Genomic DNA, 24,819 nt, shown 5'->3' with positions numbered 1-24,819 from the left:
AACACGATGGGGTATTGCAGCCCCTTGGAGGTATGGATGGTGACGATCTTCACCAGCGCGGCATCGCTTTCCAGCCGCAGCATGGCTTCCTCGCCGCCAGCCGGGCTGGCCACCCTGCCCTCCAGCCAGGCCAGCAAGGGGGCCATGCCGTGGCGACTGTCGCTTTCGCTTTGCAAGAGCTCGGCCAGATGCGACAGATTGGTCAGCCGCCGCTCACCATCCGGCAGCGGCAACAGCCGCAAGGGCAGTTGCTCGCGTGCCAGGAAATGCCGCCAGGCGCTCATGAAGCCTTGCTCCAGCCAGCGCTGGTGATCGGCGGCATTGGCCAGCAGCCGTGCCTCCCACTGGCTCTCGTCTTCCACTTCGGCCAGCAGGCGGGCGGCATCCAGCCCGTACAGCTCGGTAACCAGCGCGGCACGCAGCCGGCTTTCGCTGGCCGGCTCGGCCCAGGCGCGCAGCAAGGCCAGCAGCTCGGCCGCCTCCTGGCTGGCAAACACGCTTTCCTGGGTCAGCGCCACGCTGGCCACGCCACGCTCGGCCAGGGCCTGGCGCATCTGTTCGCCCTGGCGATGGGTGGACACCAGCACGGCAATATCACCACCACGCAAGGGCCGGCGCTGGCCACCCTTGATGATGGCAGCCCGGTCTTGCCCGGCCAGCGTCAGCAGGCGGGCAATTTCATGGGCACAGCCCTGCGCGCTGGCACGGGCGGCGCTGTCCTTGTTCTGCGGCTTGTCGCCCTCCGGCGGCTGCCACAGCACGGTAAAGGCGGCGTCCTCGTCCGCCACTTCCAGCACGGCTCCCGAGCTGGGCGCTGCATGCACCGGCTGATAGCTGATGGCATCCAGCAAGAATGGCCGGGCGCGGCCAAACAGCTGGTTGACCACCTCGACCAGCGGCGCATCCGAGCGGCGGTTGGTATCCAGCGAATATTGCTGGGTGGCGGGCGCATCCTGCCGCGCATCCAGATAGGCAAAGATATCGGCACCGCGAAAGCTGTAAATCGCCTGCTTGGGGTCGCCTACCAGAAACAAGGGCCGGCCCTGCAAGGCAAAACAGCTGCGGAAGATGTCGTACTGGATGGGGTCGGTATCCTGGAATTCGTCGATCAGCGCCACGCGGAAACTGCGCGCCACGGCGGCGGCCAGTTGTGCGCCGCCCTCGGCAGCTGCCAGCGCCGCGCCCAGTTCGGTCAGCAAATCGTCAAAGCTGCGCACCCGTTCCTGACTGCGGCGGCGGGCCAGTTCCTCGTTCACCCAGGCAATCAGTTCCAGCTTGAGCCCGGCCAGCGACAGCTGCAGCTGGGCCAGATAGCCATCCCAGGCGGCCAGCCAGTCGCCGATACGCTGGAATAGCAGGTGCTCCGGCGCGACAAAGCCCTTTTTCATGGCCTTGAGCAGCGCCTCCGGCCTGAGCTTGTCCAGTCGTTTCAGCGCATCACGCCCCAGGATGGGCAGGCTGTCCGGCTCGGCCAGCCATTGCTGCAACTCGGTCATGCTGCTTTCCAGCTGTGCCCGGCTGTGGCTGGTGGCCTTGAAACCCTCGGTGGCCAGCAGCAGGTCAAAACCGCTCTGGATCACCAGCGCATCCGCCGCCAGCTGCTGCCAGCACTGTTCGACCAATTGCAAGGCCTGCTGCAGATCGCGCTGGGCCGGCATCACCATCTGCAGATAGGGCTTGGCCAGCCAGGGGCGGATTTCGGCAAGCCAGCCATCCGGGGTTTCGCCGGCTTCGGCCAGTACCTGCGACAGCAAGGGGCTGGTCACCACCCGCCGCCGCCAGAAGTCGTCCACCACTTCCACCAGCAGGCGGTCGTCGTCGCTGACCAGCTCGGCGGCAAAGGTCTGGCCGCTTTCGAAAGCGGCATCGGTCAGCACGCGCTGGCAGAAACCATGAATGGTATAAATGGCCGCGCCATCAAAACCGGTAATGGCCGCCAGCAGGCGCTGTTCGGCCAGATCACGGGCGGCACCGGGGGCAAACCGCTGCGCCAGGGCCTGCAGGAAATCATTGCCCACCTGCTTGCCCTGCAACACCTCGAGAAAATCGCTGAGCTGCTGGCGCAGACGCTCGCGCAATTCAGCGGTGGCGGCCTTGGTGTAAGTCACCACCAGCAGGCTGTCGATGCCGGGCGGGGCTTCGCCGTTGACCTCCTCCAGCAATAGCCGCAAATACAGCGCGGCGATGGTCCAGGTCTTGCCGGTGCCGGCCGAGGCCTCGATCAGATTGACCCCGGCCAACGGGCATTCCAGTGCATTCAGTACCTGCAGGCTCATGCCTGGCCCTCCAGCCGCGCCAGCAGCGGCAATAACAGTGTTTCGGCCAATTGGGCAAACAGCGGGTCGGCCAGCGGGTCGAGATGGCGGAACACCAGCCGGTTGACCGGCTCCTCGCATTGCGCCGTGGCAAAATCGCCGACAAAGCCGGGGTCCCATTTGTCCAGCGCCTTGGCCAGCGCCAGCTGCGGGGCCTCTTTCTGCTTGAACAGCTGCTCGGCATAGGCCCAGCTGGTGCGGCCAAAAAACGGCAGCGGCTGTTGCTGGCCCTGCTGCCAGCGCACTACCCAGGGTGATAGCAGTTCCAGGGCATCCGGCTCGTCGTCCAGCCGCAGGTGACCGCTGTCGTCATACAGCACTGACTGGCAGGCAATGCCGGCCGGACGCATGGCGCATAACAAGAGATGAGTCAGCCACCATTCCAGCCGCTCGGCGGCGTTCATCTTGCCGATCACCAGCCGGATCTGCCCTTCGGCCCGTAGCCCGCCCAGCTCACCAGCCAGGGTCAGGCCATGCAGCTGGATATTCACCGGCTGCGGCGGCAGGGTGGCTTCGCTCAGCACGGCGGGCAGCCGGTATGCCAGGCGGGCGGCACTGGCACTTTCACTGCCCAGCCAGGCCTGGCCAAGCGCCGCCGGTGGCAGCAGGCCAGCGCCTGCCAGCCGCTGCTTGACCGGAGCCACCGGCTTGCCGGCCAGCATGCGTTCCACCAGCTGGCTGCGCAGGGTGCGGCTGGCATCGCGATCCACGCTGAAGGGCTCGCGCACCGGCAGCGCGTCCTGCTGGCCTTGCAGGCGAATGGTCAGACGCTCGGCCAGCCAGGCACGCGGCGGGTTCTTCCAGAAGCGGATGAAGTCATTGACATGCACCACGCTGCTACCCGGCCGTGGCGGCAGCTCAGTAGCAAAAGGCTGGGGCTGGCTGGGCGGGGCCGCCAGTGCCTGGGCAAAGCTGGGTTCAAAGCTGGCCAGCCGCGGTTCGGTTCCGTCGTAGCAGCGCGGCGAAAACGGCTGCAGCGGATGGCGTAGCAGCAGCTGCGCCGTGGCCGCATCGCCACACATGGCCTTGAAGCAGTCCTGCAATTCGGCAATCAGCGGCGATGGCGGCAGCGGCTCGTTATTACGCGCCGACAAGCCGACATAAGACAGATACAGCCGCAGGCGGGCCGACAGGATGGCTTCCAGAAACAGATAGCGGTCGTCAAAGCGGCGCGAACGGTCCCCCCGGCGCGGATGCCGCGCCACCAGATCGAAGCTGACCGGGCGTTCGTCGCGCGGATAAGCGCCGTCGTTCATGCCGATCAGGCACAACACGCGAAAGGGAATGGAGCGCATCGGCACCATGGCGCAGAAGGTGATGCCACCGGACAGAAAGCCCAGCGGCGAGGCCACGGTGAGCTTGCGCTGCAGCCAGTCGCGCAGCACGGCCAAGCTGAAGGGCTGGGCAAAGTCGGCCATGGCGGCATCGTCCACCAGCTCTTGCAGGGCATCGCGCAGCACTTCCAGCGCCAGTTCGCCCTCTTCGTCCACCGCAAACAGGCGGTCGCAGGCCAGCAGCAGCCGTTCGGCCCAGCCGGCCGCCGTTGCTGGCGTGGCCCAGTCGCGGGCCAGCTCGTCCAGCAGCGCATAACAGCTGGCAAATCGCGCCAGGGCCTCGCTCAGCTGGCCGCTGGCACCCGCCTGCGGCAACAGGCCGGCAAACAGGCCGCTGTCATCGCCGGCCATGGCCGGCGGCAGGATGCTGCCCAGCAGCAAGCGGTCCAGCCCCCAGCGCCAGGTAAACAGCGGATCGGCCGGCAAACCCAGTGCCGCCTTGTGGGCGGCATCGCGCCCCCAGCGGATGCCGGTCTGACGCACCCAGTCGTGGATGAAGGGCAGGTCTTCCGCGCTCAGGCCAAAGCGCTGCAACAGCGCCGGGCTGTCGAGCAAGGCCAGGACCTGGTCGGCGGCAAAGCGCGAATCGAGCAAGTGCAGCAGATTGCCGATGGCCGCCAGCAGCGGTTCTTCGCGCTCCACGCGGCGGTCGGCAATGGCATAGGGCAGATTGGGCGCATCGTCGCGCTGGCCGAATACCGCATCGATATAGGGGGCGTAACTGTTGATGTCCGGCGTCAGTACCGCAATGTCGGCCGCACTGAGCGTGGGGTCGTCCGCCAGCATGGCCAGCAGCCGGTCTTTCAGCACTTCCAGTTCGCGCATGGCGCCGTGGGTGGCATGCAGCTCGATCGAGCTATCCTCCGGGCTCAGCCACTGGCCATCATGGCCGGGCATGTCCAGTTGCAGGATATCGCGCTGCAACCGGGCCAGCAGGCTGTCGCCGCTGGCCGCGGCAAACAGCGGGCGGGCATCCAGCTCGGCATCGGCGGCGATCAGTTCGAAAAAATCGCGCCCCTGCTTGCCCAGCGAGGCCAGCAGCGGGTGGCCTTCGGTGGCGAATAGATCGCCCTTTTCCCGCAGCTTGAGCTTGCGGCGGGTATCGACGATATCGCCCCAGTAGGCTTCGCAGGGGTTAAGGGTGAACAGGCAGACATCAGTCAGCTCGGCCAGACGCTTGATCAGCGCCAGATACATCGGCGCCAGGCTGGCAATGCCAAACAGGGTAATGCGCTCCGGCAGATGCTCCGGTCGCAGCTCGGCAAAGAATTCATCCAGCATGCGCACGCGGTGGCGGCTGGGGTCCTGTGCGGCCAGTTGCTGCCACAAGGCGGCCTGCCAGGCTTCATCCTCGCCGAGATCCAGCCGCTCGCCGCGTTCCCAGGCGCGAATCCAGTCCGGGCGGAATACCAGGTATTGGTCGAAAATGTCGGCCACCTTGCCGGCCAGCTCGAAGGCGGCGCTCTCGCCTCCGGCGGCATAGCGCTGCAAGGGCGCAAACACCTCGCCTTCCAGCGTGGGCAGCAGTTGCAGCAAGCGCCAGCTGAGTACCTCGGGGGTAAACGAGGATTTGCGCGGCAGCTCCGGCATCACTTGCTGCATCAGCCGCCAGGCAAAGGCCGCCGGCAGCACAAAGTCGATATTGGCGGCAATGCCACACTGCTGCGCCAGATCCAGCGTCATCCAGCGCCCCATGCCACGGCTTTGCACGATGACGGTTTCCGCGGCAAAGGGGTCGGACAGCGGCTGTGCCTGCAACATGGCGGCATACAGCTGACCCAATTGCTCCAGACGATTGGACTGATAGAGAAAAAGCATGGCGGGAACACGGCGAAAAACAAGGATGTCAGTGTACCATCAGCCTTTGGCTGCCATCACGCAATGCCGAAGGCATAACAATCAGGAATCCGCATGTATCCCTATCTGATCATCAAACATGCCCACATGGGCCTGGCCTACCTCACCATTTTGCTGTTTGCCGTGCGCGGCGGACTGATGCTGGCGGATCAGCAGCGCATGCTGGCGCTCAAACCCCTGCGCATCCTGCCGCATGTGATCGACACCCTGTTGCTGGCGCTGGGGGTGACTCTGGTGGTGATGGGTGGCTGGCCAGTGCTGCAAAGCCCATGGCTGCTGGCCAAGATCGGCGGCTTGTTGCTCTATGTGCTGCTGGGCACCATCGCCCTCAAGCGTGGCCGCACCAAGCAGATACGCAGTATGGCGCTGCTGGCCGCCCTGCTGGTGGTGGGCTATATCGTGCTGGTGGCCAAGACCAAGCTGGCGCTGCCCTTCTAAATGCTTCAGGCCGGGTTCACCACCCGGCCTGAAACGGAACCGTCAAGGGAGACGGTTTACTTGGTCTGCTGAGGAGTCAGGATCATGACTTCCTCCGCCTTGGCTGGAGGCGGTGCCTGCTCACGCATGTCCGCGGTATTCTCCACGGCCATCGTGCCCAGGCCCCGGAACTGCTCGGTCAGCTGACTGACCACATCCTTCCCCAGCGACTTGGATACTTCCGCAACGATTTTGCCATTCTGGTGCTTGACCGCAATGCTGCCGGCATTGATCAACTTGACGTCGGAACCCTCGCCCTTGGCACTGAAAGCGGCTTTTACCCCATAGTTTCTGGTATTGACCAGGCTGAAATCAGCGACCAGCTCCATATTGCGCACCGCCGATGCCGCGCTGCTGCCTGCAATCATGCCCGCATTGTCTTGCACATCGATGGCAGAAACCGTACCGAACAGCACATAGTCGGCCCCCTTGAATTCGCCGCGCTTGATACGGGCAATGACATCAAACAGTTTTTCATTGTTTTTTGTCGGCTTATAGCCCTGGGCCTCCACCAATTGCACGCTGTGCAATTTCAGCAGCTCGCCTTTGATGTCGGAAGTAAAGCGACGCAATTCGCCACGGTCGATACGAACGGAGGTGCCTTCCACTTCCAGATACTGATTGCTGCTATTGGCACGCACATGGGTATTGCTGGCACTGAAATTGTCCTGGCTGGATGCCGCAACCACCCGAAAATATTCTTCTACCTTTTCCTCGTACGCCAGGTTGGATACGGCGATTTTGGGTGGGGCGGCATAAACGAGCAATGGCATGGCCAGACACAGGCCGCCAAACGATTTAAGCAAGTGCTTCAACATTGGAAATGTCCAAATACAAAAGCCGGGTGTAACCCGGCATGATTTAACGGCGAGATGTCTTGCGAATTTCCTGCTCATCAGCCCAGACCAACTCGCCGGTTTCGTTGTCAACCAGCTCCAGGCTCAGCTTGTAATACACATCCTTGATGTCGCTATTCTTCTTGACGATGGAAGAAATTCCGCCGGTCAGACGGAAGTCGGCCCCCACCATCTTGCCAATTTTCTTGGATTTGCTCTTGTCGTACAGACCGGATTGATTCTGGCGCATCAACTCCTGCGTCTGACCTTCCATATGGCTGACATCGGCAACGAAACGCACGGTACCGGCCTTCATCAATTGCACACGAATGGATTTGGTAATTTCAGCGGTATCAATGTATTCGCTGGTCTTGTTCTGCACATCGGCCAAGGTCAGACGCTTGCCACGAATGGAGGGGACTTGCACCAGGGAACGGGTCATGTTTTCAGCCAGACGCTGCAGATCGGTGGAGCCGAATTCATTGCTGACCAGCTCGACCCCTTTGCTGTCGCCATAGCTGACGTTGCCGTTACCAATCAGCGGAGAGCCGGTCTGGGCACAGCCAGCCAGCATCGAAAACGTCGCCACGCACAATGCCATGCGGGAGGTTTTGCCAATGGAAATCATGTTTTACCCTTAAAATTGAAATTAATTGCTTGGATTGACGGTATTTTCAGGACTCTGCAATTGCAGGCGGAAATCAACGGCTTGCGGCACGGGGGCAACGGTCTGGATTGTCTGACGGGCCTTGCCGTAAATCAGTACCTGCTTCCAGGTTTCCTCGCCTCCCACCATGAAGCCGCTGGCATCAAGCCACTTGAAGCGATAAAACACCACTTGCGGCCGGGTCGAATCGTTGGCCAGCTCCACCTGGATATTGATCAGCTCATTACGCTTCACCACGCGCGCCGCTTCCACCTTGACGTGGTCCATTTTGCCCAACTCTTCAAGCTTGCTTTCCAGGCCATCGGCTTGAGCCGCACAACTCAAGGCGACAAGGGCAAGCCCGCTGAGTATTTTTCTCATTTTCATCAAATTTCCAGTTTAATTAGCAGATTTAACAGCATCGGCGGCAGCCAACTGCTCAGTTGTTCTTGCCGTGGGCACAATCACACTTTGATCGAGCAGGCGCAGGGGAATAATCGCGTACTGCCCAGACACGCTCAATTGAACGGTACGCGGGCCTTGTGGTGTCGAAATCGTTGCCTGGTGAACTCCCGGCTTCAGATTGATACGTGCAATGGAAATACTGGATGGCAAGGTGGTCCAGATACGTTCATCGGCCTGCTCGGTCGCGGCAGTCGCAATAATGCCTGCCAAACTACCCAGCGCCCCCATTTTTTCGCCCATTTCCTGTTGCATCGCACCCTTGGCAGCCGCACGGATACTGCTGCGCACAATAATGCCCGGCATTTCATCACGCAGCGCCCTGCGGGCCATGGCATCCAGATTGCTGATGGGCGACAGCTCTACCGATTTGTTGCCAATCTGGATATTGCTTGGCCGGAAGTCATGGCTTGGCTGAATCACCGGAAAGGCAATCTGGGTGATGACCGGTTTGTTTTTCCAGATAAAGGGCAGCGGTATCGTCTTGGAACTGCGCGCAGGCATGAAGCCGCTTTCCACCACCAACAGTACATCGGTGTCCTTGACTTTACGTGCCAGGCGCCCTTGCAATCCTTTCAAGCCTTGCTCCAGCAAAGGCTGGTTCGGGCGCAATTCAATTGCCTTGCGGTAGCCGGCAGATGCCAGGGAAGGCTCATGTAAGGATTCGAAGACAAAGCCGGCCAGATAATGGCTGAAAGCGCTTTGATAGCCATTTTTCAAGGACAAGACTTCAGGGTCATCCAGGGTCTCAACGGGATAGCCGCGCAGGTTCTTGAAGGTCGTCTCCACATTGTGGCTCTTGGCTTCTTCCTCGACCTTGTCGTACTCCTTCTCGTGCAGGCTGGCGATCAAGGACTCACGTTCATAGGTTTTCTTGATTTCGGTACGCGCACCGGAGACATTTCCACTCAGCATATGATTCATCGTCAACAAGGTGCTGAGCATTACTTTTTCATAATCCTGGCCATCATAGCGGCGTACCTTGTCATTGACGACCACGCTGCCTGCCGCCTCCAGCGCCTTGCCAACCGTCAGCTTGGATTCATCCTCCCATTGGCGGACTTTTTCATCGGCTTTCAGCCATGTATTGACACTTTCAGCGAGGTCGCCCTTGAGACGCAGCAGCTGACCCTTTTCCAGGAAATAGAGCAGATCCTTGTCGCTACCTGTATTGTTTTTCTCCAGGTTTGCCACCGCCTCATCCAGATTGCCCTGCTTGGTTGCTTGCAAGGAGCCCTGCATTTCCGCCTGGTAGTGACGCATCGATCCACAGGCGGTCAGCGACATCACCACACCGGCCAGCGGCAGGATTTTTACCCAGCTTACCTTCGATGAATTTTTCATAATTTTTTTCATAAAATATATTTTTATCAATTAAATAATTGAATTTTAAAAATAAAATTATTTATGTAAACAGATTGAAAATTCAGCGAGATTGTATGCATTATGAATTGTCATGTCAAAAAACATGTCGGATGCATGGCAGATGGGGTGGTGCCATCCCTTTCGGCTCCCCCGGGTGACGGGCAATCAGCTTCCACGCACAGCAATCCCGCCGCTTGACCCAGAACAAGTCCCGCGCCACATCGCTCTGCTACTGTCTGGCGGTTTCAATCGCTGACACCAAGCCATCATGCCTGCCACACGACCTCTGCCGGAGCTGGTTTGCCCGGCGGGCAGCCTGCCCGCCCTCAAGGCCGCCGTGGACAACGGTGCCGACACCGTCTACCTCGGCCTGAAAAACGACACCAATGCCCGCAACTTTGCCGGGCTGAACTTTGACGACCGTACCGCGCGCGAGGGCATACGCTATGCCCATCAGCATGAGCGCAAGGTCTTGCTGGCCATCAACACCTATGCCCAGGGCGGCGACATCAGCCGCTGGCATCGCGCCATCGACGAAGGGGCGGAGCTGGGCGTGGACGCCATCATCCTGGCCGACATCGGCCTGATGGAATATGCCCGCCGCCGCTACCCCGCGCTGCGCCTGCACATGTCGGTGCAAAGCTCGGCCACCAATTACGAAGCCATCAATCTGGCGCAAGAGCTGTTCGACATCCGCCGCGCCGTGCTGCCACGGGTGCTGACGCTGGATCAGGTGAAGCAGGTCATCGATCACACCCGGGTGGAAATCGAAGTGTTCGGTTTCGGCAGCCTGTGCGTGATGGTGGAGGGCCGCTGCCTGCTGTCCAGCTATGCCACCGGCGAATCGCCCAATAGCCACGGCGTGTGCTCGCCGGCCAAGTTCGTGCGCTGGGAGCACGGCAGCCAGGCACTGGGCGCCCGGCTCAATGGCATCCTGATCGACGAATACCAGCAGGGCGAAGCAGCCGGCTACCCCACCCTGTGCAAGGGGCGCTTCGAGGTGGAGGGCGACACCTATTACGCGCTGGAAGAACCCACCAGCCTGAACGTGATGGCCATGCTGCCGCAAATCATCGATATCGGCGTGGCCGCCATCAAGGTGGAAGGCCGCCAGCGCAGCCCGGCCTATGTGGCGCAAGTCACCCGTACCCTGCGCGAAGCACTGGATGCGGCCGGACGCGAGCCGCAGCGCTTTTCGGTGAAACCGGGCTGGACCCAGGCACTGTCCAAGCTGGCGGAAGGCCAGCAGCAGACCCTGGGCGCCTATAACCGGCCATGGAAATGAATGACAGCGTGCCGGCAGGCTCGCACGCCATGCCGGCCCAACAAGCAGGGCTGATATGAATACATTGCAACTGACGCTGGGGCCGGTACTGTTTTACTGGTCCCGCGACGATATCCTGCGGTTTTACAGTGAAGCCGCCGACTGGCCGCTGGAAACCATCTATCTGGGCGAAGCCGTCTGCTCGCGCCGCCAGCAGCTGCGCGGCCAGGACTGGATCGCCCTGGGCAAGGAACTGGCCGAAAGCGGCCGCCGGGTGGTGCTGTCCAGCCTGGCGCTGATCGAGAGCGAGTCCGACCTGCGCCGCCTGCGCAAGCTGGTGGAAAACGGTGAATTGCAGCTGGAGGCCAATGATCTGGGCGCGGCCCGGCTGGCACAGCAGCAAGGGCGACCCTTTGTCGCCGGCCATCACCTGAATATCTACAACGCCGACACCCTGGCCTTGCTGCAATCGCTGGGAGCACGGCGCTGGATTCCGCCGGTGGAAATGGACCGCGACACCCTGGCTGCCGTGCTGCAACAGTTCAGCCGCACCGGGCAGCCTATCGAAACCGAGCTGTTCGCCTGGGGCCGCCTGCCACTGGCACTATCCGCCCGCTGCTTTACCGCACGCCACTACAATCTGTCCAAGGACGATTGCCAGTTCCGCTGCCTGGAGCATCCGGACGGGCTGCGGCTGAATACCCGCGAGCAGCAGGCCTTCCTCACCATCAACGGCATCCAGACCATGTCGGACGGCTGCCATTCCCTGCTGCCGCACCTGGCCGCAATTGCGGCCATGGGCGTGCAGGCGCTGCGCATCAGCCCACAGTGGCAGCACACCGCGCAGGTGATTGCCGGTTACCAGCAGGCCATCCAGGCGCTGCACAGCCCGCTGCACACCGACATCGACCTGGCACCCTATGCCGACAGCCGTCTGGTGGATGGCTACTGGCGTGGCGAAGCCGGCATTGCCGCCCTTGGAGAAACCCATCATGCGCATTCCTGAACTCACCCTGCCCGCCGCCATGGCCAGCCTGCTGGGCCGGCTGCCAGCCACCCCGCCCTGCTGGGCGCTGGTGACCACGCTGAATCAATTGAAGAAGCGCGACATCCTGCCGGCCGACATGAGCTTGCTGGCCGGGCACAGCTTTGAAGTGCATGTGCAGGATGCCGGCTTGCGGCTGGGCTTTTGCGCTGACGAGCAACACTTCAAGGTCGCCAGCGTCGGCGCTGCGCCAGACCTGCGGCTATCGGCCAATCTGGCGGACTTTGCCCGCATGATGCTGCGCGAGGAAGATCCGGACACCCTGTTCTTCAATCGCAAGCTGATCATCGAAGGCGACACCGAACTGGGCCTGATCGTAAAGAACCTGCTGGATAGCGTGGACTGGAGCAGCACCCCGCTGCAGCGTTTCATGGCAGTGTGAAACACGGCGCCAAGCCAGCATGCAAAAAGCCCGGCAAGCCGGGCTTTTTACGGTAGTGCACTGCGGAATCAGGCAACCAGCTGGGCTGCCGCCTTGCGCTTGGCCGACAAATCCAGGCCAGGCAAATCAGCCATCACATCCGGGTGATCGGCCAGTTTTTCCACCACGAAATCGACAAACACGCGGGTACGCGGAGCGATATGGTCGCGATGCGGGAAGCAGATGTAGATGGAGCGCTCCAGCGACACCACATCGGTCAACACCGCTTCCAGCTCGCCATTGCGGATCAGGTGCACCACCTCGTGCCCCGGCAACTGCGCCACGCCCATGCCCAGACGTGCCAGCTCGCATACCGCTTCCATCTCGTTCAGGGTATAGGTACCAGTCACTTCCAGCGGAATACGCTCGCCCTTGCGATCAAACTCCCACTTGTACAGGCGGCCCGAGGTAGGGAACTGGAAGTTGATGCAATCGTGATTGCTCAGTTCTTCAGTGGTCGCCGGGCGGCCATGCTTGTCCCAGTAAGCGGGAGAAGCCACCACGTACTGCGGAATCTGCGCCAGATTACGCGCCACCATGCGGCTGTCCGGCATCATGCCGATACGCACCCCCACATCGTAGCCGTCTTCGATCAGGTCGCTGAAATGGTCGTCCAGGCCAAAGAACACGCGGATCTTGGGGTAGCGTTCGCAGAATTCGCCCATGATGGGCAAAATGAAACGGCGACCAAAAGAATTGGGCATGCTGACGCGCAAATGACCGGCCGGTTCATCACGGCTGGCTTTCAGCTGGTTGATGGCCGAATCAAGATTGTTCACCGGCCCGCGGCATTGCGCATAGAAGCGGCGTCCATCCTCCGTCAGGGTCAGCTGGCGGGTAGTCCGGTTAAACAGGCGAACCTCCAGCTCCTGCTCCAGTCGCGCAATGCTTTGGCTGATAGCCGCCGGCGATACCCCCAGTTTTCTTGCAGCATCCGAGAAACTGCCATTCTCGGCGGTGGTCATGAAGACCATCAAAGCTTTTAAAGTATCCATAGCTGAAACGTTCCCTGAGCGGCATTGAACTCATGCGACCGACTGATGCACGGCATTCCCCGCCCCGGCTGCATGATTTGCCAACTTCATTATTAAGTAGTTCTTCTTTAAAAAGCGTACACCATATCCAGTGAATAATGAAGTTTGACTTACGTTTCCGGCCTGAAATGCCAGTAATCTGTTTCAAATTTCACAATTTTCTGGAGTCCTTTGGCAGAAACAAGCCAAATTCGCTCTGATTTTAAAACACTGCCAACACCTTGACATTGGCATTTAATATCAATCACGACACACCGCCATCCGGCTGCATGCTGTCAGCAGCCAGGGCACAAGCCCGCTGCTGACGGTCGGCATACGCTTAACAATCAATATTGTTCAAGACCGCAACAAAAGATAGTTCGAGCTTAAACAAAGCCGCTATCGTCCAAGACTGCATCAGATCCCCCCGGAAAGGGATCGCCATCATTCTGCAGCACCGCCGGCAAGCCAACTCTGTGCAACATCAAACGACATCACCACAAGAGCCTGTCCAAGGCAGGCCGCCAGCCAACGGCAGAACCTTGATCCCGCTACCACCACGGCCATCATGGCGCACGGCATACCCGGCATTTGTGCCATATGCCCACCCTGCCTGCCCTTGCCCCGCCGCAGACAAAACGCCTGAGCATCAAACACAAACCGGCCACAAGCCGGCAGCTGTTTTGGCCATGACATGGGCAGAACACTCAGGAAAAAGCATCCCGCCACCCCGGAAAATTCCGCACAGTCTTACTGAACATAGAGAAATTACTTATTCAGCATAGCGATCGCTCTACTTGGGCCTTTACCTACTGGTTTCGCCTGGTGGCTGCTTAATAAACTCCAGACCAGCCAGCAAGCATCGCTAGTGGAGTCCGGCGCTCAAATTGCCACGCCTTCATGATGAACGCTGGAACATTGCAAGCGGACCACCGTCTTGGCCACCCGACAATGAAGGTCACGTCATCATGCACAGCAAGCTTCCCTTTGCTCAACCCATACCGGGCAACCTGTCCCCGGCCAGCCAGAAGACCCTGCTGGACTGGATTCATACCGTCGGCCAGATCGAGACCGAAAACGAACTCAAGCTCTATCTGGACCACCTGCAATCGCAACTGCCCACCAAGCACATGGTGATCACCCTGGGGCGCATCAACCAGCACCAGCAATTGCACCGCGTGGAAAAAGTAGTGAATGTCAGCTTTCCGGAAGACTGGGTAGAGCACTACATGAGCCACAACTACATCAGCTGTGACCCGGTGCTGCGTTCGGTCATGGGGCAGGGCCCCATCCACTGGGCCGACAAGTTTTCCCGTGCCAAGGGCCAGCAGGAAAAACAGTTCATCCAGGAACTGACCTCCATCGGCATGGGCAACGGCATCAGCTTCAGCGCACTGTCCGAACGGCAGAACCTGGTCTGTGTGCTATCGGTTTCCGGCAGTGAAATCGGCAAGGACAGCCAGCTCACCGAAATGCTGAACAGCCTGCTGCTGCATCTGCGCCAGGCCGCCGGCCGGGTGGCCAATCTGGCGCCGGCCGCTCCCGCGGCCATGCCGCTGTCGCAGCGCGAATTCGACATTTTCCACTGGATGAGCCATGGCAAGACCAATTGGGAAATTGCCACCATCCTGGGCATTAGTGAAAGGACGGTGAAATTCCATGTCGCCAACATCATCCGCAAACTGAATGCCAACAACCGCACCCACGCCATCGTCATCGGCCTGCAACTGGGGCTGACCACGGTCGCCGGCACGATGTAGCCTGCGGCAAGATGACAGAGCAGGCACTACAGCCAGTAACGGCAGAAACGGCTTGCCGCTAGAATCGATACTCCAATGGCAACTGCACCGTATCCGTGCGGTACAGCACTGTCAGAGGAGTTTCAATCTGCAAGTCTCTTCTTGATTGACCCATGCACTCACCTGAAACATTCGGCCCCGGCTTCACGGGGCCTTTTTTTGGCTGTGCGCCATGCTCTGCCCCGGCCACAGCATGAGCCTGCACAAGCCATCACCAGCATCTTCCGGTCAAGACCCTGTTACAAGGCAGGGCGATTTGTTACAGTCGCTGCTCCTGCTGATTCCTCTGCTTACCGGCCATGAATGCCTTTACCAGTTGCAACCCAGCCACCGCCGAGGTGGTGTTTACCCGTCCTGGCTGGAGCCAGGCCCAGCTTGACGACTCCATCCTGCGGCTGAAATCTGCCCAGACCCGCTGGGCGGCCCTGAGCGTGTCACAACGTGCCGAGCGCATGCTGCAATTGGCCGTGCAACTGGAAACCCACCGTGAACAACTGGCGGCGCTGGTGACGCTGGAAGTCGGCAAGCGCACCGCCGAGTGCCTGGCCGAAATCGACAAGTCGGCGCAGCTGATACGCTATTACGCCGAGTTGGCCCCTGCCCTGCTGGCTCCGCAATCCATTGCCACCCAGGCCAGCCAGAGCGGTGTGGCCTTCGAGCCGCTGGGCTGCGTGCTGGCGGTGATGCCGTGGAACTTCCCGATCTGGCAGTTGCTGCGCTTTGCCGTGCCGGCGCTGATGGCGGGCAATACCTGCCTGGTGAAACCCGCCCCCTCGGTGCCGCAATGCACGCAGTTGCTGCTGGAACTGGTGCACGCCGCCGGGCTGGATTGCCTGGACATCGCCTGGATCGATCACGAGCTGGTGGAAGAAGCCATCCGCCGCAGTGATGCCGTGGCCTTTACCGGCTCCACCCATACCGGACGCCTGATCGCCAGTCTGGCTGGCAAGCATCTGAAAAAAACCGTGCTGGAACTGGGCGGCAGCAATCCCTTTATCGTGCTGGCCGATGCCGATGTCGAGGCTGCCGCGCAGGATGCGGTCAATTCGCGTTATCGCGACGCCGGCCAAAGCTGCAATGCGGCCAAACGCATGATCGTGGTGCCGGAAATTGCCGAGCAATTTGTTGCCGCCTTTGTCGCCGCCGCCAGCGCATTGCGCCCCGGCGACCCGCGCGACCCGGCCACCACCCTGTCACCGCTGACCCGCGCCGATCTGCGCGAGGCCCTGCATGCGCAGGTACTGGATGCCTGTCACCAGGGTGCCCGCCTGTTGCTGGGCGGCCAGTTGCCAGCGGCCCCCGGTTTCTTCTATCCGGCCACGGTGCTGGACCATGTACATGCCGGCTGCCGGGTTTATCACGAGGAAGTGTTCGGCCCGGTGGCCAGCATCCTGCGCGCCCGTGACGAGGCCGATGCCATCCGGCTGGCCAATGACACGCCGTTTGGCTTGGGCGCCTCCATCTATACCGCGGACACCACCCATGGCTGGGAACTGGCACGGCAGCTGGAAGTGGGCAGCGTCTTTCTCAACCGCCACACCAGCTCGGATCTGCGCCTGCCTTTTGGCGGCGTCAAGGCTTCCGGCTATGGGCGCGAGCTGTCGGAGTTCGGCCTGTATGAATTCGTCAATGTCAAAACCTACTGGCAGAAATAAGCCGCACAGCGGTCAGTGCGGCAATGCGCTACACTGGCCTGCTGTTTCGCTGCTGGCCGCCCTGCACGGTTTGTCATGAAGTTTCGTCCTGCATCCACTACTGTCCTCGCCTGGCTGGTCTTGCTGGCCTGCCTGGGCTATTTCGGCCTGATTGCCGCCGCACCGGCCCTGTTGCAGGGCGATATCGGCGGCTGGCCGCGCGCCATCCTGCTGGCCTTGCTGTTGTTTCTGCTGTTTTTCGCAGTCACCCTGTGGCATATCCGGGCAAGCGACCGAAAGCCAGGCGCATGAGTCCGGCCACGCTTCTTTTCCTGCTGTTCATCGCCACCAGCCTGCTGCTGACCCGCCGGGCGGCACGGCTCACCCGTTCTGCCGATGACTTCTATACCGCTGGCGGACAATTGCCGGCCTGGCAAAATGGCCTGGCGCTGGCAGGCGACTTTCTGTCGGCGGCGGCCTTTCTCGGCTCCATCGGCATGTATCTGGGACAGGGCTACGACTCACTGGTGTATGCGGTAGGCACGCTGGCCGGCTGGCCGCTGTTGATGCTGCTGCTGGCCGACAAGCTGCGGGCTCTGGGGCGCTACAGTGTGGCCGAGGTATTGGCCAGCCGTTTTGACGAGCGCCCGGTACGGCTGATGAGCATCATCAGCTCGCTCACCATCACGCTGTTTTATCTGATCGTGCAACTGGTCGGGGCCGGCAAGCTGTTGCAGTTGCTGTTCGGTCTGCCCTATCTGGCCGCAGTCGGACTGGTGGTGCTGCTGATGGTGCTGCAAGTGGGGCTGGGCGGCATGCTGGCCACCAGCTGGGTACAGATGAGCAAGGCCGCGCTGATGCTGCTGTGTGCGCTATTGCTGGCCGGCGGGGTGCTGCAACGCTTCGGCTACAGCGCGCCCGCCCTGTTTGCCGAGGTAGACCGGCTCAGCCATGGCCAGGCGCTCTTGCCCGGCCCATCGCTGTCCGACCCGCTGGATGCCCTGTCGCTGGGCCTGGGACTCAGCCTGGGCTTGCTGGGTCTGCCACATATCCTGCTGCGTTTTTTCACCGTGGCCGATGGCCGTGCTGCCCGCCACTCGGTGGGCTGGGCCACCGGCATCGTCGGCCTGTTTTTCCTGCTGAATATCTTGATCGGCTATGGCGCACTGGTGCTGGTCGGACCTGCCGCCCCATTTCATGATGCCGCCGGCAAGCTGCTGGGTGGCGGCAATATGGCGGCGCTGCATCTGGCCGCGCTACTGGGCGGGCCATGGCTGCAGGCACTGATTGCCGGCGTGGCCTTTGCCACCATCCTGGCGGTGCTGGCCGGGCTGGCCATGGCCGGTGCCAGTGCCATCAGCCACGATCTGTATGCCTTGTGGCTATGCCGCGGCCAGGCTGATCCGCAGCGGGAATGGCAGCTGTCGCGGCTGGCCGTGCTGCTGCTGGGAGTGGCTGCCGTGCTCTTGTCCACCCTGTTCCAGAATCTGAATATCGCCTTTCTGGTGGGCCTGGCTTTCGCCATCGCTGCCTCCAGCAATTTCCCGGTCCTGCTGCTGACCCTGCACTGGCGCGGCCTGACAGCGCGCGGGGCGCTGGCCGGCGGCGGCTGCGGCATGCTGGCTGCACTGGGGCTGATCATCACCGGCCCGACCGTGTGGGTGGGCATGCTCGGCCATGCCCGGCCGCTGTTCCCCTATGCCAACCCGGCATTGTTCTCCGTGCCGCTGGCCTTTGCCGCCGCCTGGCTGGCCTCGGTCTGCGACAAGGGGCATGGCAGCAGCATTGACGCGGCACAAGCAGGCGCCGACACTGCCAATCATTCCACCTCATCCGGGCCAGCCTTGCAGCAAACAGGCTGGCCGCCAGCACAACACCGCAATAGAAAAACCACATGACCACACTGACTCTGTACGGCAACTGCTTTTCCGGCCATAGCTACAAGGTGCGCCTGGCACTGATGCTGGCCGATGTATCCCATGACTACGTTCATGTCGACCTGGCGCTGCCGCGCGCCGAACGCGCCGAGGACTTCCGCGCCGTCAGCCGCTTTGGCGAGGTGCCGGTGCTGGTAGCGGACGGTACCGCCATGTGCCAGTCCAATGCCATCCTGCAATGGCTGGCCGACAATTACGGTCGGCTGGATGGTGCGCCGGGCGAACGCCAGCTGGTGCGCGAATGGCTGTGCTGGGAGAGCAACCGTATCGGCTTCTCCCTGCCCAATCTGCGCCTGGCACGCAAGTTCTTCCCGCAACCGGCCGAGGTCACTGCCTGGCTGGAGCAACGGGTGCGCGCCGACCTGGCCGTGCTGGACAACACCCTGAGCCAGCATGCCTACCTGATCGGCACGACCCCGACCATCGCCGACCTGTCGGCCAGTGCCTATCTGTGGTGGCTGGGCGATGCCGGACTGGACATTGCCGGCTGGCCGCATGTGGCGGCCTGGCTGCAGCGCATCAGCCAGCTGCCTGGCTGGCAGCATCCGGATGAGCTGATGGCGGCTGAGATTCCGGACTGAAACACACAGGGGGAAACGTGATGGAACGGCCATCCTGCATCAGACACTGGCGCGAGCTGCAAGAAGCGGACACGGCCAGTTACCCGGGCAGCAGCGAGCTGCTGTCCATCGGTTCGCCGCTGGGCCGCTTTTTTGGCCTGCAGCGCATCGGCATTCATCATGAACTGCTGCCACCGGGCCGTCGTACTTCCTGGCCGCATGCCGAAAAGACCGAGGACGAATTCGTCTACGTGCTGGAAGGCGAACCGGATGTCTGGCTGGATGGCGTGCTGCATCGCCTGCAAGCCGGTGACTCGGTGGGCTTTCCCGCCGGCAGCGGCATTGCCCACAGCTTCCTTAACAATACCGCGCACGATGTGCGGCTGCTGTGTGTGGGCGACCGCGACCGCGACGACAACCAGCTGCACTACCCGCTGCACCCGGCGCGCAATGATGCGCTTGGCCCCCGTCACTGGCGTGATTGCCCCGGCCAGTTGCAGGGCGCACACGACGGTCTGCCGGATGCCTTGCGCGCACAACAGGAACATGACTGACATGCCCCCGTTTCTCGCTGCCGCTGCCGCCATCATCGGGCCGCAACATCTGCTGACCCAGCCGCAGGATACCGCCGCCTACGCCCTGGACTACCGCCGCCGCTATCAGGGCCTGCCGCTGGCGGTAGCCCTGCCCGGCAGCACGGCCGAAGTGGCGGCACTGCTGCAGCTGTGCCAGGCACATCAGGTCGCCGTGGTGCCGCAAGGCGGCAACACCTCCACCTGTGGCGCCGCCACGCCGGATGCCTCCGGCCGCCAGCTGGTGATCGGCCTGCGCCGGCTCAACCGTCTGCGCGCCATCGACACCGCCAATGACAGCATCACGGTGGAAGCCGGCATGACGCTGGCCCAGCTACAACAGCTGGCCGCAGACGCCGGCCGGCTGTTTCCGCTGTCCCTGGCCAGCGAAGGCAGCTGCCAGATCGGTGGCAATCTTTCCACCAATGCCGGCGGGCTGGCGGTGCTGCGTTACGGCACCATGCGCGAACTGACACTGGGGCTGGAAGTGGTGCTGCCGGATGGGCGGGTGCTGCATCAGCTCTCCGCCCTGCGCAAGGACACCAGCGGGCTGGATGTAAAGCAGCTGTTTATCGGGGCAGAAGGCCAGCTGGGGCTGATTACCGCCGCCACGCTCAAGCTGTTTCCGCTGCCCACCGCCCATGCCACGGCCTGGCTGGGGGTAGCGGGCAGCCAGGCCGCCATCGCGCTGCTGTCGGCCTTGCGCCAGGCTTTTGGCGACCGGCTGACCACTTTTGAAATCATGTCGCAAGCCTGCCAGCGGCTGCTGGACAAATACCACCCCGGCCAGCTGCCCTTCATCCAGCCGTGGGCGGTACTGGTGGAGTTATCCGACAGCGGCGACAGCCAGGCACTGCAACAGCAGCTGGTGGACTGGCTGGCCACCCAGACACTGGGTGACGGCGTGCTGGCACACAGCGAAGCCGAACGCCAGCGCCTGTGGCAGCTGCGTGAGGCCATGTCGGAAACCCAGAAGCGCGATGGCCCCAGCATCAAGCACGATATCGGCGTTCCCAGCTCGGCCATTCCGGCCTTCCTGGCAGAATGCGAGACTGCGCTGACCGCAGCCTTTCCCGGCGTGCGCATCATCGCCTTCGGTCATGCCGGCGATGGCAATCTGCATTACAACATCAGCTTTACCCGGCCGGACAATGCCGATCTGTTCGAGGACGAGGACAGCGTCAATGCCATCGTCTACGAGCTGGTCTACCGCCATCAGGGCACACTGGCGGCAGAGCATGGTGTGGGCCAGCTCAAGGGCCACTGGCTGCAGCGCTACCAGGACCCGCTTGCCCTGCAGCTGATGCGCAGCATCAAGCAGCTGCTGGACCCGCAGGGGCTGATGAATCCCGGCAAGTGGTTGTCCGCTCTCGGCGATGAATAGCGGCTGACAGCTCTGTCACGCTCCCGGTAACGTTACGCCCTTGCTGGCCACGCTAAGCCAGCGCCGCCAGATCGGCAGCCAGCCGGGCCAGCAGGCCCGGCCAGTCGCCGGCCTGCTGCTGACGGTACAAGCGCAGCGCCGGATACCATGGCGTGTGCGCGCCCTCCCAGCCCCAGCGCCAGTCGGTATGGCTGGCCGACAGTAACAGCCAGCAGCGCAGTCCCAGGCTGCCGGCCAGATGCACCAGCGCGGTGTCCACCGTCACCAGCCCGTCCAGTTGTGCCAATACGCCCGCCGTATCCGCCAGATCAGCCAGTCCGCCCTCCCCGGCCAGCAGCTGCGGCCACTGCCCCAGCCATGTCTGCTCGGTGGCGTCAGTTGGCAATTGCAGGCTCAGCCACTCGATGTGCGGCAGTTGCAACAGCGGCGTCAGCAGGCGGATGTCGGGCAGCGAACGGTGATGATCAAAGGGATGCCGCGCATGGCCACGCCATACCAGTCCCAGCCGCAGCTTGCGCTGTCGGGCCGGCAGTGCGGGAACAGGTGGCAGGACAAACCGTGCTGGCGGCGTGCGCGCCGGATCGGGCTGCAGCAACCAGGGCAGGCTCATGGAAAAAACATGGCAATCGTGGGCCGGTAAGGCCATGTCCAGGCTGGTGAGCGGCAGGAATTGCACCGGACAGCTCAGCGCCATGCTGTGCAACAGGCGCATCAGCTCCGGCCGGCACACCACGGTCAGACGCGCAGCCTGCAGCAAGGGCAGATAGCGGCAGCACTGCAGGGCATCGCCCAGCCCCTGCTCGAACCACACCAGCAGATGTCGCCCGGCCAGCGACTCGCCCTGCCAGCGCGGCGCAGCAAGACATGGCAGGCCCAGCTCGACAGGTGGGCGTAGCAGGCGCGCTTCGTGTGCCTGCCAGCCCTCCTGCCAGCGCCCCTGTGCCAGCAGCAGATAGCCCAGGTTCTGCAGATGCCGTGGCTGTTGTGGCTGGCTGGCCACCGCCTGACGCCAGGCCGCTTCTGCCGCCGCTGCCTGGCGCAATTCGCTGCAGGCCAGTGCCCAGATCGCCGCCTGGCCGGCATCCGCCTGGGCAAGCGGCACGGATTGCTGCAGCAAGCGCATGGCCTCCCTGGCCATGCCCTGGTGCAGACAGGCCGCCGCCAGTGCCGCCGCCTCGGCATGACTCAACTGCGGCAAGCGCAATGCCCGCTGCAACAAGCGCGCCGCCAGCCGCCAGCGCCGCTGCCGCTGGCACAGCAGCAGCAGGTCGTGCAGCGCCACCACATGATCGGGCTGCAAGCGCAACAAGCGGCGCCAGCAGGCCGCCTCCTGCATCACGCGGCCCTCTTGCTGATAACGCCGCGCCAGGCGGAACAGGCTGTCCTGGTGTCGCGGGTTGTGCGCCAATTCCGCCTGGTAGTGCAGCACGGCCTGGGCCGTGTCGCCGCCGTCCTCATGCAGGCAGCCCAGGTTGTAATGGGCATCGGCCACCGCCGCATCCAGTTGCAGTGCCTGCAGCCAGCAGTGGCGGGCCAGCTCGCCCTGCCCCAGCCTGGCGGCACAGACACCCAGCAGATTCCACATCGGCGCATTGTCCGGCTCGGCCTGCAGACAATCCTGTGCCGCCAGCAAGGCAGCGGGCAGATTGTGCTCGGCCAGCAGCGTGGCGGCACGCAGGGCCAGTGGCGACAGCATTTTCAAACAGCCCTCCTTGCACGGCAGCTGACGGTAAAAAGCCGCCCGAAGGCGGCGGCGCTCGTGCATTTTAGCGGCTTACAGCCGGAACTTGGCAAACTCGCCATTCATCTGCCCGGCCTGGCCGGCGAGGCCCTGCAAGGTTTCGCTGGCCTGCTGCAGCAGGCTGTCGTTTTCCAGCACCCGGCTGTTGATCTGCTCCGAGCTTTGCGCAATCAGCGTGCTGGCATTGTGCTGTTCCTGGGTGGAATGGGAAATCTCTGACATCTTGCTCACCACTTCCAGCATGGAGTGGCGGATGGACTGGATGGTGGCCACCGCCTGCTGGGTGAGCTGCACGCCATCGTTCACCACGGTCACCGTCTGCTGCACATCGCCCACCGCCTTGCCGGTTTCCGTGCGGATGGCCGTCACCATGCCGGCAATTTCCACCGTGGCCTGCGCCGTGCGCTCGGCCAGCTTGCGTACTTCGTCGGCCACCACGGCAAAGCCGCGGCCCTGCTCGCCGGCACGGGCGGCCTCGATGGCGGCGTTGAGCGCCAGCAGATTGGTCTGGTCGGCGATATCGCGGATCACTTCGGTAATGCCGGAAATCTGCTGCGAGCGCTGCTCCAGTGCCGCCAGCATGCTTTCCAGCGAGCGCACCGACTGCACCGTGCTTTCCATGCCATCGGCCAGCTGCAGCATGCCCTGCGCGCCGGACTCCAGCCCGCTGCCGGTGGCGCTGGCCAGCTGGTCGGCCGCCCGCGCATTGTCGGCGATATGGGCGATGCTGACGGTAATCTGCTCCAGCGTGGCGGCATTGGACGAAGACATGTCGGAAATGCTGCGCGCGCTGTCTGCCACGCCCTGCACCTGGGACGACACCTGGCCGACACCCGCCATCACACCGCCGGCATTGTCGCGCAGGCCACGGAACAGCGTGGCCAGTTGCGTCACAAACTGGTTGAAAGCGCGGGCGGTGGCGGCGATTTCATCCTGCCCGCCCTCCTGCAGCCGCAGGGTGAGATCGCCCTCACCGTGGGCAATGTCTTCCATGGCGTTTTTCAAGGCCACCAGTCCGCCCAGCATGCGCCCCAGCAGCAGCCCGGCCAGCGGAATCAGCAAGGCAAACACCAGCACGCTCAAGCCGGCCACGGTCAGCAACAGGGTATCAAGCGGTGCCAGGATGGCATCCTTGTGCGTGGCCAGCCCGATCAGCCAGTCGCTGTCCGGAATGCGCTGCACCGACAACAGCATGTCCTGATCGCCCATGCGTACCTGTTGCAGGCTGGCCGACCCGGCCAGCTCGGCCAGCTTGTCGGCGGTCAGCTCGGGGGCCAGCTGGCTGAGGGGCTTGAGGGTCAGTGCCGCCTGTGGATGCGCCAGCAGCTTGCCCTTGCTGTCGGCGATAAAGGCATAGCCACCGCCGCGAATCTGCAGGGACAGCACCGACTTGACCAGGCTGTCGACGAAAACATCGCCCCCCACCACCCCCACCGTGCTGCCCGCATGCGTAATGGGGGCGGCCACGGTGATGGTGAGCTTCTTGCTGGCTTCATCGACATAGGGCTCGGTCACGATCGGCTTGCCGGCGGCCATGGCCTGCTTATACCAGTCGCGCTCGGTCACCTTGTAGTCGGCCGGGGCGCTCCAGTCGTCGGAAAACAGCGAATGGCCATCGGCAAAACCGGCGTAATTCACATTGAAACCGGCCTTGGCGCCCACCTTGAGAAAACGCAGGGCATCGGCCTCGCCGGCCACGCTGGCCTGGGCGGCGATTTCCTGTTTCTTGTCATCCAGCCAGGTTTTCACCACGCTGCTCTGCCCCTTGAGCGCAGAATCGAATTCGTGATTCAGCCCGCTGAGAATTTCTCCGCGCATCTGGATGAATACAAGCAGTACCAGCACCAGGCCAAACAAGGCCATCAGCAAGGCATTGAAGGCTATCAGTTTGCTGCGCAAGGATTTCATGTTTTCCCCTCGTATGCTTAAAGAGCCGCTCACACAAGCTTGTAGAGAACCCCGGCCAAGGCGCGCCGCCGCAGACGGTACATGGCGTACGGCAAGGCGGCGCAACGCTGGAGCGGGGGTTTGTCAGCGGCTATCAGGGTCGAATTGTTGCAGCTCACCGTTAAAATCTCGTTCAACCATGCGCCTTTTTCCGGGCGGCGAGCACGCATGGCCATCATTAAATTATGAAAATCTAATTTACAATTTGAT

The 24,819-nt window shown here is 62.3% G+C and carries 20 protein-coding genes; 11 read left to right on the top strand and 9 right to left on the bottom strand.

Annotated features, from left to right (window positions below; genetic code table 11):
* A partial coding sequence (locus JHD64_RS06560; RefSeq protein ID WP_199052655.1) for a UvrD-helicase domain-containing protein occupies positions 1–2,276 on the bottom strand: 2,276 nt, incomplete at its 3' end.
* Positions 2,273–5,467 carry an exodeoxyribonuclease V subunit gamma gene (gene recC / locus JHD64_RS06555; protein ID WP_199052654.1) on the bottom strand — a complete coding sequence of 1,065 codons (3,195 nt, stop codon included), beginning with the start codon at positions 5,465–5,467 and terminating at the stop codon, positions 2,273–2,275. The genes recC and JHD64_RS06560, both read right to left, overlap by 4 nt.
* A 93-nt stretch (positions 5,468–5,560) precedes the next feature.
* Here recC and JHD64_RS06550 point away from each other — a divergent pair, with 93 nt between their 5' ends.
* Complete coding sequence (locus tag JHD64_RS06550) at positions 5,561–5,944, top strand: SirB2 family protein (RefSeq protein ID WP_199052653.1); 384 nt, start codon at positions 5,561–5,563, stop codon at positions 5,942–5,944.
* Between the two features lie 56 nt (positions 5,945–6,000).
* Here the strand turns inward: JHD64_RS06550 and JHD64_RS06545 are convergent, their stop codons facing one another.
* The 4 genes from JHD64_RS06545 to JHD64_RS06530 are packed head-to-tail and all read right to left on the bottom strand — an operon-like array spanning position 6,001 to position 9,283.
* Complete coding sequence (locus JHD64_RS06545; RefSeq protein WP_146215925.1) at positions 6,001–6,879, bottom strand: penicillin-binding protein activator LpoB; 879 nt, start codon at positions 6,877–6,879, stop codon at positions 6,001–6,003.
* A complete protein-coding gene (gene lpoB / locus JHD64_RS06540) occupies positions 6,845–7,447 on the bottom strand; it encodes a penicillin-binding protein activator LpoB (protein WP_193394295.1) in 603 nt (200 codons plus the stop codon). Before lpoB ends, JHD64_RS06545 begins: the two co-directional genes overlap by 35 nt.
* Positions 7,448–7,468: 21 nt before the next feature.
* Positions 7,469–7,852 carry a DUF1425 domain-containing protein gene (locus tag JHD64_RS06535; protein ID WP_059286773.1) on the bottom strand — a complete coding sequence of 128 codons (384 nt, stop codon included), beginning with the start codon at positions 7,850–7,852 and terminating at the stop codon, positions 7,469–7,471.
* 12 nt (positions 7,853–7,864) lie between these two features.
* The gene (locus tag JHD64_RS06530) at positions 7,865–9,283 is read right to left on the bottom strand and encodes a COG3014 family protein (RefSeq protein WP_199052652.1); all 1,419 of its coding nucleotides are present in this window, start codon (positions 9,281–9,283) and stop codon (positions 7,865–7,867) included.
* Between the two features lie 277 nt (positions 9,284–9,560).
* Between JHD64_RS06530 and JHD64_RS06525 the strand changes: the two genes are divergently transcribed.
* Genes JHD64_RS06525 through JHD64_RS06515 form a run of 3 tightly spaced genes read left to right on the top strand, consistent with a single transcriptional unit; the run spans position 9,561 to position 11,983 of the window.
* On the top strand, positions 9,561–10,577 hold the full coding sequence (locus JHD64_RS06525; RefSeq protein WP_059286771.1) for a peptidase U32 family protein: 1,017 nt from the start codon (positions 9,561–9,563) through the stop codon (positions 10,575–10,577).
* 55 nt (positions 10,578–10,632) lie between these two features.
* Entirely contained in the window at positions 10,633–11,562 is a 930-nt protein-coding gene (locus tag JHD64_RS06520; RefSeq protein ID WP_059286770.1) for a U32 family peptidase, read from the top strand.
* A complete protein-coding gene (locus JHD64_RS06515) occupies positions 11,549–11,983 on the top strand; it encodes an SCP2 domain-containing protein (protein WP_199052651.1) in 435 nt (144 codons plus the stop codon). Before JHD64_RS06520 ends, JHD64_RS06515 begins: the two co-directional genes overlap by 14 nt.
* A gap of 68 nt (positions 11,984–12,051) precedes the next feature.
* On the opposite strand, the gene JHD64_RS06510 is transcribed toward JHD64_RS06515, so the two are convergent.
* Positions 12,052–13,017: a LysR family transcriptional regulator gene (locus JHD64_RS06510; protein ID WP_059286768.1), complete on the bottom strand. Its 966-nt coding sequence runs from the start codon at positions 13,015–13,017 to the stop codon at positions 12,052–12,054.
* 986 nt (positions 13,018–14,003) lie between these two features.
* Between JHD64_RS06510 and JHD64_RS06505 the strand changes: the two genes are divergently transcribed.
* From JHD64_RS06505 to JHD64_RS06480, 7 genes are all read left to right on the top strand, one after another.
* Positions 14,004–14,795, top strand: coding sequence for a LuxR family transcriptional regulator (locus JHD64_RS06505; RefSeq protein ID WP_059286767.1), 792 nt, complete (start codon positions 14,004–14,006; stop codon positions 14,793–14,795).
* Positions 14,796–15,133: 338 nt separating this feature from the next.
* Positions 15,134–16,489, top strand: a complete 1,356-nt coding sequence (locus JHD64_RS06500; protein WP_199052650.1) for an aldehyde dehydrogenase family protein — start codon at positions 15,134–15,136, stop codon at positions 16,487–16,489.
* A gap of 75 nt (positions 16,490–16,564) precedes the next feature.
* Positions 16,565–16,780 (top strand): DUF485 domain-containing protein, encoded by a 216-nt coding sequence (locus tag JHD64_RS21955; protein WP_233170365.1) that lies wholly within the window; start codon positions 16,565–16,567, stop codon positions 16,778–16,780.
* A complete protein-coding gene (locus tag JHD64_RS06495) occupies positions 16,777–18,366 on the top strand; it encodes a cation acetate symporter (protein ID WP_233170364.1) in 1,590 nt (529 codons plus the stop codon). Before JHD64_RS21955 ends, JHD64_RS06495 begins: the two co-directional genes overlap by 4 nt.
* Positions 18,363–18,986 (top strand): glutathione S-transferase family protein, encoded by a 624-nt coding sequence (locus JHD64_RS06490; protein ID WP_199052648.1) that lies wholly within the window; start codon positions 18,363–18,365, stop codon positions 18,984–18,986. The genes JHD64_RS06495 and JHD64_RS06490 overlap by 4 nt, the downstream gene beginning before the upstream one ends.
* A 20-nt stretch (positions 18,987–19,006) precedes the next feature.
* A complete protein-coding gene (locus JHD64_RS06485; protein WP_059286063.1) occupies positions 19,007–19,519 on the top strand; it encodes a cupin domain-containing protein in 513 nt (170 codons plus the stop codon).
* 1 nt (position 19,520) lies between these two features.
* Positions 19,521–20,921 carry an FAD-binding oxidoreductase gene (locus tag JHD64_RS06480; protein WP_199052647.1) on the top strand — a complete coding sequence of 467 codons (1,401 nt, stop codon included), beginning with the start codon at positions 19,521–19,523 and terminating at the stop codon, positions 20,919–20,921.
* Between the two features lie 52 nt (positions 20,922–20,973).
* Here the strand turns inward: JHD64_RS06480 and JHD64_RS06475 are convergent, their stop codons facing one another.
* Both JHD64_RS06475 and JHD64_RS06470 read right to left on the bottom strand, forming a co-directional pair.
* Positions 20,974–22,617: a tetratricopeptide repeat protein gene (locus JHD64_RS06475; protein ID WP_199052646.1), complete on the bottom strand. Its 1,644-nt coding sequence runs from the start codon at positions 22,615–22,617 to the stop codon at positions 20,974–20,976.
* Positions 22,618–22,695: 78 nt separating this feature from the next.
* The gene (locus JHD64_RS06470; RefSeq protein ID WP_199052645.1) at positions 22,696–24,570 is read right to left on the bottom strand and encodes a methyl-accepting chemotaxis protein; all 1,875 of its coding nucleotides are present in this window, start codon (positions 24,568–24,570) and stop codon (positions 22,696–22,698) included.
* Positions 24,571–24,819 lie beyond the last annotated feature (249 nt).

It is taken from the genome of Aquitalea sp. ASV15 (assembly GCF_016429115.1).
Lineage (GTDB): Bacteria > Pseudomonadota > Gammaproteobacteria > Burkholderiales > Chromobacteriaceae > Aquitalea > Aquitalea magnusonii.
The sequence above is the reverse complement of the archived record's forward strand: the minus strand, read 5'-3'. Positions and strand labels throughout refer to the sequence as shown.